An 11717-nucleotide genomic window follows, 5' to 3' on the forward strand; every position below is an offset into this window, starting at 1 on the left:
AGCTGGTCCGCCTCCAGGACATCGTTGGTTGCGATGCGAAAGTCGGTAACCGATCCAGCGCTGCGGATTGGGAGCAGTGGCCCGAACGCTACGCGCTCAAGTGGGAAGAACTCGTGCTGAGCTTACAAGATAACATCCGTACCCTGCAACAATTGCCACCATTATAACTGTTATAACTTCATTTATAGGAGAGACTTTGGCTCTTATTTTTCTCGCCTTCATTGAAGCATCAAACTCTTTCATATTAAGGGTGCTGTAATTTTTTGTTGTACTGTCTTCAGTGGCAAAGGCCTTTACTATATTTATTCCAGAAAGACTTTCCTGGGTGTAGGCAGTCAGTTCACCTGCAATATCCTGCCTCTGCCTTCCGGCTTTCCTGAGTTTTTTTGTGTATTTTTTAATGAGGTTCATCACTGCTGGAAGAGCCGTGAGGGATATGATACTCAAGAAAGTATTCACTTGAAATATTCTTACTAAAAGCACTATGGCAGTTGTTACCTCTTTTAAAACATCAAAAATAAGGAATCCTATCCTGCCAAGCATAGAGGCATCTCCAGAAAGCCTGGCCATTATATCTCCTAATTTATTGTTCTTATAATAGGATATAGGAAGATTCTGAAGGTGTTTAAATACATCTATTTTTATCTCACGTCTTATCGTCTCTGTTACAAAGGCTGATTTCACGTCTGTAAAATAAGAGGCAATCCCCTTTAAAATTGTCGATATTATGAGTCCTGATATTACAATTACAAGCATTTTTACATTTTTACTTATAAGTACATCATCTACCAGATACTTTATGAGCCATGCCGGTAACGCACTTAGTCCAGAAGCCACAAAAGACAAAAGAATTGTAGAAATAAGAAGTGTCTTGTGCCTTATACTGTACTTTAAAAAAGTATTTAATGATCTATTTTTTAATGGGTTATTTTTACTCATAGCTGACTTTACTCCCTTTTAAAACATATTGGGCATAACTCCTGATGACCTCATCACCAGAGAGTTTCTTTCTTATCTCTTCTATCTTGATATCCATTTTTTCTATATTTTTTAGTATTTCATTCATTTTAGCGGAAATTTTCATAGAATTACAGTCTCTCTGAAGGAGTTCAGGATAAATTTCTTCATTTAAGGTTAGATTTGGAAGAGACACAAACCCTAATTTCAAAATATATCTCGCTATAAATTCATTTATTATATTTGTTTTATAAAGAACTATTCCAGGAATTCCCATAAGGGCAAGTTCCAGAATGACTGTTCCTGATGCTGCTAGGGCAATTTTACTACTTTTAATAGCGTCTTTAAGAGTTATATCACTTTGTACCTTGAGGTTTCTATATTTTTCAAGGTCAGATTCTATCCAGTTCAGGTGATCTTCAGAGGCAAGTTTCAGAAGAAATTTTTCATCTTTTCTTTTTTCCACAACCTCTAGCATAATTGGAAGTAATTTTTTTACTTCTTGTTTTCTGCTCCCTGGAAGAAGAAGTATTTTATTTCCTCTGTTTTTTATCACTTCATATTTTTCAATAAATGGATTCCCAAAATATACGGCTTTTACTCCATGTTTTTTATAGAAGTCAACTTCCCACGGAAATATTACCATTATATGATCTGCCAATCTTAAAGACTTAATTCTTTTTTCTCCCCATACCCATAACTTGGGGGGGATATAATAATATACCTCTACATGAGGCACTCTTTTTTTTAAAAGTTCTAAAAATTTCAGATTGAATCCTCCGTAATCTACCAGGATGACTTTCTCTATTTTATTGACCTCTATAAACTCTAGATATTCATCGGCCTTTTTCTTTAAGAACCTGTACTTCATAACTGCTTCAGTAAAGCCCATTACCGCCAGTTCCTTTATGTCCTGGATTATATTTACACCGACATTTTTTGAGTGCTCTCCTGCGACACCATAAAAAACAGCTTGATCATTTTCTTTAAGAATCTCTTTTACAAGATAGGAAAGGTGAAGATCTCCTGACATCTCACCTGTTGAAACAAAAAATTTCATCTTACCCCTCCTTTTCTAAAGCTTCACACCCATTATAAAAAGTTTATTTTCATTTGCAAGTTTTACAGCCTGTTCCTGATCAAGGAAGAGCATTTTCCCCGCTTCTCCTACAATACCTTTGGCTCCTATTTCTACCGCTTTTTTTATTGTATCTAGCCCAACAGCTGGTATATCCACTCTCATATCCTGCTGAGGCCTGGCCATTTTTATTATTATACACCCTTCTCCGGCATATTTTCCTGCCCTCAAAATGGTCTGATCTGTACCCTCTATTCCCTCTAAGGCTACAACTGAAGAGTCCTTGCACACAACTGTCTGCCCTGCATCAAGCTCACTCAGAGCCTTGGCTGCTTCTACACCCATTTTTATGGTTAGACTGTCATTTTTTTCGGGACTTGAGACTGTATAAACTTTATCCTTAAACATAAAATTTCCAAGTAGATGATTCTGAGGCAAAACTTTTATCCCACAAAGTTTTAAAAGAGATATGATACCAAAAAGAAGGGTTTCATCTTTATTATCAGGAAGTTTTTTCAGGAGTTTCTTGCCATAGTCATCAAACTCCATATTACCGAACATAATACTTTTTTCAACTTTCCCGAGCATCACAAGTTTTTCTATATTATTGCGGAGAAGATATTTTATAATATCCCCTATACGCCCCACGTTCATCATTCTAAAATTTTCGTGTTCTTTTATCTCTTCTTCAATTGTATCAAAGAGGCCGATGGGAAATACTTCGTATCCCTTTACTCCGGCCTCTTTTAAGAAATAAAGGGGCAATTTCCCATTGCCCACTATTATCCCGATTTTTTCCATTATCTGGCGATCCCCCTGTCACTTTTTTCAATAAAATCTACAAGGTACATTACATTTTTGTCTTCACTATAAGTCGACTTCAGCTCTTCTACAGCTTCTTTTAGAGGCATTCCTGATCTGAATATCAATTTATATGCTTTTTTTAGATTCCTTATTTCTTCATCACTGAAGCCTCTTCTTCTTAAGCCCACTGAATTTAAGCCTCTTATCTTTGCCTTGTTACCTTCTGCAAGAACAAAAGGACATATATCCTGATTTATTGCACTTGCTCCTCCTGTCATAGAGTAAGAACCTATACGGCAAAACTGATGTACAGGTGTAAGTCCTCCTACAAGGGCATTGCTGTCCACAGTTACGTGTCCTGCAAGAGTGGCGTTATTTGAAAAAATACAGTTGTCCCCTACAATAACATCATGAGCTATGTGAACATAAGCCATGATGAGGTTGTTGTCTCCCACTCTGGTCTCCCATCTGTCTGTGGTTCCCCTGTGAATGGTAACAAATTCCCTTATTTTATTGTTATTTCCTATGATGGTTTTTGTAGGCTCACCTTTATATTTAAGGTCTTGAGAATCCTTTCCTATGGAAGCAAAGGAATATATCTTATTCCCCTCTCCTATTTCTGTAATTCCTTCTACCACCACATGAGATTCAAGGAGAGTATTCTTTCCTATTTTTACATCCTTACCTATTACGCAATAGGGTCCGATTTTCACTCCATCCTCAAGTACAGCTCCTTCTGCTATAATTGCTGTCTCGTGTATCTCAACCACTTTATTTCCTCCTATTTGCCCATGATAGTGAAGGTAAATGATGCTTCTGTAACAACTTTTCCATCAACTTTTGCAACTCCATGTGCTTTTACTATGTTTCTTCTTAGTTTGTTTACGTTGCACTCATACACGATCTGATCTCCAGGTCTTACAGGAGCTTTAAACTTTACATTTTCAATAGCTGCGAAATAAGGTACCTGTCCGCCATTTGGCTCCATTACAAGTACACCTAAACACTGTGCCATTCCTTCTACAATAAGTACTCCCGGCATAATAGGATGCCCAGGGAAGTGTCCGTTGAAGAAATCTTCATTTATCGTAACGTTTTTAATTCCTACTATTTTAAGTTCCTCTTTGTCTAGCTCTACTATCTTGTCCACAAGAAGAAACGGGTATCTATGTGGGATTCTCTCCATAATTTCCATAACATTTAACATTCTTTTCACTCCTTTTTTTAATCTATCATATATTTTTTAAAGATTGTTTGACAGCAATAGTTTTGCAAACTCTATATCAATGGCATGTCCGGCTTTTACTGCTATGATATGACCTTTTATAGGTCTGTTTAAAACTTTCAGATCTCCAATAATATCAAGCATTTTATGTCTTACAAACTCATCTTCAAATCTAAGTCCTCCGGGGTTTAGCACACCGTCCTTTTTTACTACGATGGCGTTTTCCAGTGTTCCTCCCAGAGCAAGGTTATTTTTTTTAAGGTATTCCACCTCATAGTCAAAACCAAATGTTCTGGCTGGGGCGACTTCACTTTTGTAAGTCTCTATATCTATCTCTTTTTCCAGAACCTGTGATTTCAGAAAAGTATGTTCAAACTTTATAGAGTAAGTTATCTTGTAACCGTCATAGGGAAGTGCAATTATATGCTTGTCTCCCTGACTTATGTATAGGGGTTCTTTTATGACAATTTCATCTATTTCAGCCTCTATATCTTTTATCCCGTTTTTTTCCAATAATTCGACAAATGGTTTTGCACTTCCGTCTCCTATAGGAAGCTCGTTTCCGTCTAACTCTACAAAAAGGTCCGTTATGCCATATACATAGAGTGCCGACAGAAAATGTTCTATTGTGTGGACATTGGCCCCAAATTCATTTCTGAGATTGGTTCCTCTTGTAAGATCAAAAGTATTATTTATGTCTAAAATAATCTCATTTTCTCCGTCTTTAAGGTCCACTCTTTTGAATATTATCCCTGTTCCATTTTCAGCGGGGATAAGCTTTAGTTTTATATTCTCACCTTTGTGGAGACCTATACCGTTATAAACTATCTCATTCTGGATTGTTCTTCTATTCAAGTTAATCTCTCCTCACCATAATATTCTCTAACAGCTTCATAGTAATTAAATTATAAATTTAAAGATACTCTTCAAAAGAAGTTATATTTTGTTTATAAATTTATCTGCAGCCATTGTAAGGAACTTCTTCTTTCCTATACTAAATTCTACTTCTACTGTCTTATCGTTTATATTCCTCACAATACCCAGTCCAAACTTCTTGTGAGTAACCTTTTCCCCTATAGAATATGGAAGGTTACTGTTGGATACTTTTGATTTACCATCTCTGATAGGGTTGAAGTTCTCCACCGAAGACTTGGCAACAGGTTTGTTCTCTGAAGCTTTCTCTATTTTCTTTACGTTTATCAGTTCTACAAGATGTCCGGGAATCTCATCTAAAAACCTAGACTGTGTTCTAAACTGCATCTGCCCATATACAAATCTTTGCTTCGCATAATACATATACAGTTTTTCCTCAGCTCTTGTTATGGCCACATAGCAGAGTCTTCTTTCCTCTTCTAACTGAGTCGGATCATATTCCACTTTCGATCCCGGGAATACTTCATCCTCTACTCCCACCACGAAAACCACAGGAAATTCAAGCCCTTTTGAATTATGTATTGTCATAAGTTTGACATAATCCTTGTCTTCCTCAAGCTTATCTGTAGCACTTATAAGTGCTGTATTTTCAAGATATTCCCCCAGTGTTAGATTTTCCTGGACTTTTTCCATCTCACTTATGGAGTTTCTCAGTTCCTCTATATTTTCTATTCTAGACTCGGCTTCCTCTCCCAGGCTTTCCAGGTATGAGAAATACCCTATTGTTTTCACTACTTCGTCAAAGATCTCGGATACAGGCATATACTGGCTCTCTTCTATAAAATTTAAGAGCATCGAATGGAATTCAGACAATACGATTTTCAGATTTTTACTCAGTCCATCTATCTCTTCAGATCTTCCCAGTGCTTCAAAAATACTTATACCGCTGTTCCCGGCAAATTCTGATATTTTTTCTATACTTTTTGCCCCTATTTTTCTTTTAGGTATATTTAATACCCTCAGTAAGTTTAGGGAGTCAAGGGAGTTATTTATGACATTCAGATAGGCCATTATATCCTTTATCTCCATCCTTTGATAGAACTGCATCCCTCCAAAAACTTTATATGGAATATTAAATTTTATGAAAAGTTCTTCAAAGGCTCTAGATTGGGCATTTGTCCTATATAGTATTGTGAAATCTTTATAATTTCTGTTTCCGTTCTTAAGTCTGTTTATCTCCTGAAGAACCAGAAAAGCCTCATGTCTGGCGTCTTCCGATTCAAATATTCTAATTAATTCGCCTTTATCTTTCTCTGTCCAGAGATTTTTCCCCTTGGAGCTCTCGTTATTTTTTATTATCGAGTTGGCAGCTTCCAGTATATGAGCTGTCGATCTGTAGTTTTGTTCGAGTTTTATCACAAACGCTTCAGGATAGTCCTTTTCAAAATCCAGGATATTCTGTATATTTGCCCCTCTAAACCCGTAAATACTCTGATCTTCATCTCCTACCACACAGATGTTTTTATATTTTTCAGCAATTTTATTTATTATCTGATACTGAGTATTATTTGTATCCTGGTACTCATCTACCATTATATACTGATATCTTTCCTGGACTTTCTCTCTTATTTTCTGGATATCCATCAGCCTGTTTGTATTGACAATTATATCAGCAAAATCCATGGCGTTATTATTCTTAAGTCCCGAATTGTATCTTTTGTATACAGAAGACACTGTCTTGTAACTTTCCAGAAAACCTCTGGAATCTTTTTCATACTCTTCAGGAGTGATCCCGTCTTCTTTTAATCTCGATATTATAGAGGCTATCCTTGCAGGAGTAATACTCTTGTCTGTGATAACCAGGTCCTTCATTATATTTTTTATGAGTCTTTTCTGATCGTCTCCGTCATAGATGTTAAAGTTTGAATTGTATCCCAATTCCACTCCGTACATTCTGAGGAGTCTCACACCGAAGGCGTGAAATGTTGAAACCATTACTCTTTTTGAGTCTTCTCCTATGAGAGTTTCCACCCTTTCTCTCATCTCTCTGGCAGCTTTATTAGTAAAAGTTACAGCGAGAATTTTGTAAGGGGAGATCCCTTTTTCCATTACCATGTGGGCTATCCTGTAGGTTACTGTCCTGGTTTTACCACTTCCTGCACCGGCAAGTATAAGGACAGGCCCGTCTACCTTTGAGGCAGCTTTTTTCTGTTCAACATTCAAATTATTTAATATACTCATATCTAAATTTCTCCTTAAGCATTATATCATAATAAATAGTACTAATCAATTATATAGTCTATATGAATAATCACATCTCTCAGCTCTTCAAAATCTGAAAGAAGAGAGTACTTCAGGTCATCTGCAAGAGTATGTGCCTCATAAACAGTCATATCCTTAGAAACTCTTATATGAAAAGATAAGAATATTTTGTGACCTGATACCCTCATTAATATATCGTGGATATTTGTGATCTCAGTGCTGCCGTAGACATATTCCTCTATTTTCTTTAAAAAAACCTTATCCTGCTTGTCCAGAATATTGTTAGACGTTTCCAAAATAATATGTATCCCCTCTTTCCCTATAAACAAGGATACCAAAATACTCACAATAGTGTCAAATATTGGGTTGACATATATTGATAGCAGCAGACCTATAACTACACCCATAGAAGATACTGCATCACTCTTGTGCTCTCTGGCATCTGCAAGGACAGCATCACTTTTGGTACGCAGACCTATTCTTTTTTTATAGAGGTACATATAATATTTTACTATCACTGAAAATAGAGCCACAAAAATCGTGATTTTTGAAGGAACTATGAAATCCACACCTTTCACAAGTGAGATTACACTGTCCCTCACCAGCTCAAAAGCAGTCAGAACAAGCAATACCCCTACAATATTTCCAGCTATGCTTTCTATTTTTTCATGTCCATAAGGGTGGTCTTCATCCTCGGGGATATTTCCGAAATATATACTAAAAAGTATGACCACAGAGCCCACCACGTCTGACATAGAATGGAAACCATCTGCAATTAGGGCCCTACTCTTTCCAAATACTCCGACTATAATCTTAAAAACTGATAAGAGTACATTTATGAATATTGATATCCAGGTTCCTTTTACACTGTCTTTCAGCCTCTCATTTTTTTGCTGTATCCCATGATATACCAGTACATCTTTTTCTCTGAAAAACCCTTTTTTCTCAAAGTAACTTTCTTCTTCGGTATCTTGGATTTTTACTGAATCTATACCATGTTTCAGAGCGTAGTTAATTATATGATCAATAAGTTTTGTTCCGTAGGACTGGTACCTCTTTTCCATTTTGACAAATATTTTCCTCAGGATATATCCATCGGCAGATTCAAGTATGAGAGCATAAGCTAATATATTTTTTTTATCTGTCAGAAGAAAGTATTTTCCTTTTACTTCATAGATAAAATCTTCATCCATTTCTTTCAATAACGACAGATTGCCCCCTAATTCCCCGGCACTCAAAACTCTATACATCAGTCTGCCTCCTTTTCTTTATAAAAATAGAGAAGAATATTTATTATCCTTCTCCTTCCAAATTTAATCATATACAAAAAATAAAAAAAGTGTCGTGAACCGATCTTCGAAAAGAGCCGATCCGCAACACCCGAAGTAACAAGCTTAGTGCTGCTTCCTTCCAGATCTGACACGGTTCACCGGCACTTCGCCGTGCGGGACTCTTTTCTCCAATCGGGTTCACCTCTACAAAGCTGTAGATTACGGGGTAACGCTTACATACCCCGGCTATCACGACAGCTATAAATATATCATAATTTTAAAAATGAGTCAACAACTTTTTCTTGTGATTTCTTCTAGTAAATGAATAATTTAGCCATCCCCAGAAAAATAAAGAAGCCTAAAGCATCTGTTATCATGGTCAAAAGTATAGAACTTCCCACTGCAGGATCCGTGTTCATTTTTTTCAAGAAAAGGGGTATCATTGTCCCGCAAAGTCCTGCTATACCAAAGTTCACAAGAATTGATATTCCCATTATCACTGAAATTTTTATATTTTTAAACCATAGATAGGATCCGCTTGCCACCAATACTGCAAAAATAAATCCATTCATTATAGCTACAAGTATCTCTTTTATAAGACTCTGTAACCAGTTACTGTTGTCTACATCTCCCACAGCCATCTGCCTTACCATTACCGTAAGGGCCTGGTTTCCTGTATTACCTCCCATAGATGCCACAATAGGCATGAGCACCGCAAGAGCCGGTAGCCCCTCTATAGTCCCCTGGAATCTACCGATTACCGAAGCAGCAAAAAATGCAGTACACATATTCAGGAACTGCCATTTCCCCCTTTTCCTTGATACATTCAAAACTATTTTTCCAGTCTCTACGTCTTCATCAACACCGGCAAAATTATAGATCTGTTCCGTTGCGATCTCCTGCACTATGTCATATATGTCATCCATAGTTATCCTACCTAAAAGGTAACCGTGATCGTCCACTACTGGGATTGCCGTAAGATCATACTCTTTAAAAAGTTTTGCTACATCTTCGATATCATCTATGTCTCGAACATATCTAGCTTTATATTTTTCAGGAGATTTTATTATAAGCTCCCTAAAACTTTTATTCAAGTCAAAAAGTATAATATCCTCTAAAGATATTGTGGCCACGAGATTTTTATAATCCCCAGTTATGAAAACACTAGAAACATTCTCTAATTCACCGTTTATTTTCAAAACTCTAAATCTTTCTATTGTTTCCTTAACTGTCTCAGAATCGCTGGCTACAAAAACCTCCGTCTGCATGTATGCACCGGCCTGGTCTTCTTCATAACTTTTTAACAGTTGAATCTCTTCCTGCTCTTTATAATCCAAACCTTCTAATATTTGAACAGCGAGTTCTTCATCAATATCCTCTATATCCTGGAGTAGATCTGTGGCATCATCTGATTCCAATCTCTTTATTGTACTGACAAGTTTTTTTACTGAAAGGGCCTGTAGGGCTTCTTCCAAAACATTTTCACTGAGACTCAGTAGTATGTCTCCTAAGTCGCTGCTGGGCATTCTTTTTATATATTCTAAGAATTTTTCCTTATCTAATTTTCTGAGTCTGATAAATATTTTTGAAAGTTCAGAATAGTGAAGCTGTTTTTCTCTCTGATTTCTTAAAAAAGCTTCGAGCATATCTACCAATTGGTTTACATCTCTTCCTATACGCATACTTCCACCGCCTTCCTGTGAGATAATTATGATTAGTTTTCTGTACTAGCATTAAAACGGGTGCATTAAATTATAAACTCAAATCCTCATTTTAACAAGGATAAATTATTAAAAATAGTATTCATTTTGTTATTTTAATTTTGCTAAAACAGTTCTTCTGTATTTTTTAAACTGAAAAACAAAAAAACTCCCGCCTTACAAAGGCGGGATAGTATCTAAAATATTTTTTTTAAAATATTTCCGGCATCAAGTCCGGTATTTTTTTTGATATCATCTAATATACTGTTTATTTCTTTGGAATTTTTATCCAACTTTTCCCCTATATCTCCCTTGAAACCACTGCTGTCCTCTTTTATCTGTTCAAAATACTCTTCACCTTTTTCTGAATATTTCTCCTGAAGAGTATTAGCAATTAAACTGCTGTTTGATTCAAAAGAACTTTTAAGGGAAGCTGCTAATTTTTCAGACAGGTTGCTATTTATCCTCAATCTCTTATTTATATTATCATACTGGTAGCTTGCCTTTATGTCTTTCAGATTATTTATAGCTTGAGAGAAAACTATATCTACAATCTCCTGGCCACTAACCTCTATACTCTCTTTCGATTTAAAATCAAGTATTTCCAGCTCTCCTGTCAAAACAGGTGTTTTCCCCTTTATATACAATTTTTGGTTTAGATTAAATACAGCATCTCCAAAGGTTATATCTTTCAAGAACTCTGAAACTTTTAAATTTACCAATTTCAAATTCAGTTGCTGCTCACTCGATATGAGATTTACAAAGCCATCAATATCAATTTTCGAATTCCCCTTGCTTCCATTGATCACAAATTCAATAGGCCCCCTGCTTTTTTCGGGATCACTTGGAATATTTGTAGCATGTCCCTCTATAGACACTCCGGCTATATTCATTGTCATTCTGGCCTTTTCTACAAAAACATCTACCGGCGGCTTTTCTTTCTCTTTTCCGCTGCTATTAAGCTTCTCACTTAATCCGTTAAAATCATTTGCTACTTTATAAATGCTGTCTCCTAGCTCCTGCCCCAGAATACGGTTAATGAGCTCTTCCAGACCCTTAGAATCCATCTTGATCAGACTTGAAATCTGATTTTTATCCATAGCAGCTATCTCTTTATATTTTCCAGGAAGTTCTGTGAGCTCTTTCAGATCTTTTTCAAACTCTTTTTTATCTCCCTCTATACTTTTATATATTTTATCCGCCTCAGAATATATGGCCCTCAGCTCTTTTTCTTTCCCTATTATTTCAAAGGGATTCTTGGTAGCTTTTATCTCTTTTGCCAGTTTTTCTGCCTTTACTTTTAGTTCTTCGACTCTCTTTTTATTTTCATTTTTTTTCAGCTTACTATCCCAGTACTCTTTTCTCTCTGCTATTTTTCCCCGATCACTTTGGTATTTTGCAGAAAGCTGACTTTCAAACCCGTTTACAACTCTGTCCAGTTCATTCTGTATTATCTCCCTAGGAGATAGTTTTTCAATATCACTTTTCTTCAGATTTACCATAAGTTCTTCATAAGAAGAGCTTTCTTTTGAGATCACCGGAGTCAG

10 protein-coding genes and 1 other RNA gene are annotated in these 11717 nt (G+C 36.2%); all 11 read right to left on the reverse strand.

What is annotated here, in order from left to right:
* Positions 1-96 precede the first annotated feature (96 nt).
* Entirely contained in the window at positions 97-939 is an 843-nt protein-coding gene (locus ABZA26_RS01715; RefSeq protein WP_372712792.1) for an ABC transporter transmembrane domain-containing protein, read from the reverse strand.
* Positions 932-2017, reverse strand: a complete 1086-nt coding sequence (gene lpxB / locus ABZA26_RS01720; protein ID WP_372712793.1) for a lipid-A-disaccharide synthase — start codon at positions 2015-2017, stop codon at positions 932-934. The genes ABZA26_RS01715 and lpxB overlap by 8 nt, the downstream gene beginning before the upstream one ends.
* Before the next feature lie 15 nt (positions 2018-2032).
* Positions 2033-2836, reverse strand: coding sequence for an LpxI family protein (locus tag ABZA26_RS01725; protein ID WP_372712794.1), 804 nt, complete (start codon positions 2834-2836; stop codon positions 2033-2035).
* Entirely contained in the window at positions 2836-3609 is a 774-nt protein-coding gene (gene lpxA / locus ABZA26_RS01730; RefSeq protein WP_372712795.1) for an acyl-ACP--UDP-N-acetylglucosamine O-acyltransferase, read from the reverse strand. The genes ABZA26_RS01725 and lpxA overlap by 1 nt, the downstream gene beginning before the upstream one ends.
* Before the next feature lie 11 nt (positions 3610-3620).
* Positions 3621-4046 (reverse strand): 3-hydroxyacyl-ACP dehydratase FabZ, encoded by a 426-nt coding sequence (gene fabZ, locus ABZA26_RS01735; RefSeq protein WP_372712796.1) that lies wholly within the window; start codon positions 4044-4046, stop codon positions 3621-3623.
* Between the two features lie 36 nt (positions 4047-4082).
* A complete protein-coding gene (lpxC, locus tag ABZA26_RS01740; RefSeq protein ID WP_372712797.1) occupies positions 4083-4919 on the reverse strand; it encodes a UDP-3-O-acyl-N-acetylglucosamine deacetylase in 837 nt (278 codons plus the stop codon).
* Positions 4920-5000: 81 nt separating this feature from the next.
* Entirely contained in the window at positions 5001-7178 is a 2178-nt protein-coding gene (locus ABZA26_RS01745; RefSeq protein WP_372712798.1) for an ATP-dependent helicase, read from the reverse strand.
* A 41-nt stretch (positions 7179-7219) separates the two neighbouring features.
* Positions 7220-8449 (reverse strand): cation diffusion facilitator family transporter, encoded by a 1230-nt coding sequence (locus tag ABZA26_RS01750; protein ID WP_372712799.1) that lies wholly within the window; start codon positions 8447-8449, stop codon positions 7220-7222.
* Between the two features lie 92 nt (positions 8450-8541).
* Positions 8542-8725, reverse strand: an RNA gene (gene ffs, locus ABZA26_RS01755) — signal recognition particle sRNA large type.
* Between the two features lie 59 nt (positions 8726-8784).
* A complete protein-coding gene (gene mgtE / locus ABZA26_RS01760; protein WP_372712800.1) occupies positions 8785-10152 on the reverse strand; it encodes a magnesium transporter in 1368 nt (455 codons plus the stop codon).
* Between the two features lie 215 nt (positions 10153-10367).
* Positions 10368-11717 (reverse strand): hypothetical protein (locus ABZA26_RS01765; protein ID WP_372712801.1); only part of this gene is annotated, 1350 nt, incomplete at its 5' end.

This window comes from Ilyobacter sp. (genome assembly GCF_041583315.1).
Lineage (GTDB): Bacteria > Fusobacteriota > Fusobacteriia > Fusobacteriales > Fusobacteriaceae > Ilyobacter.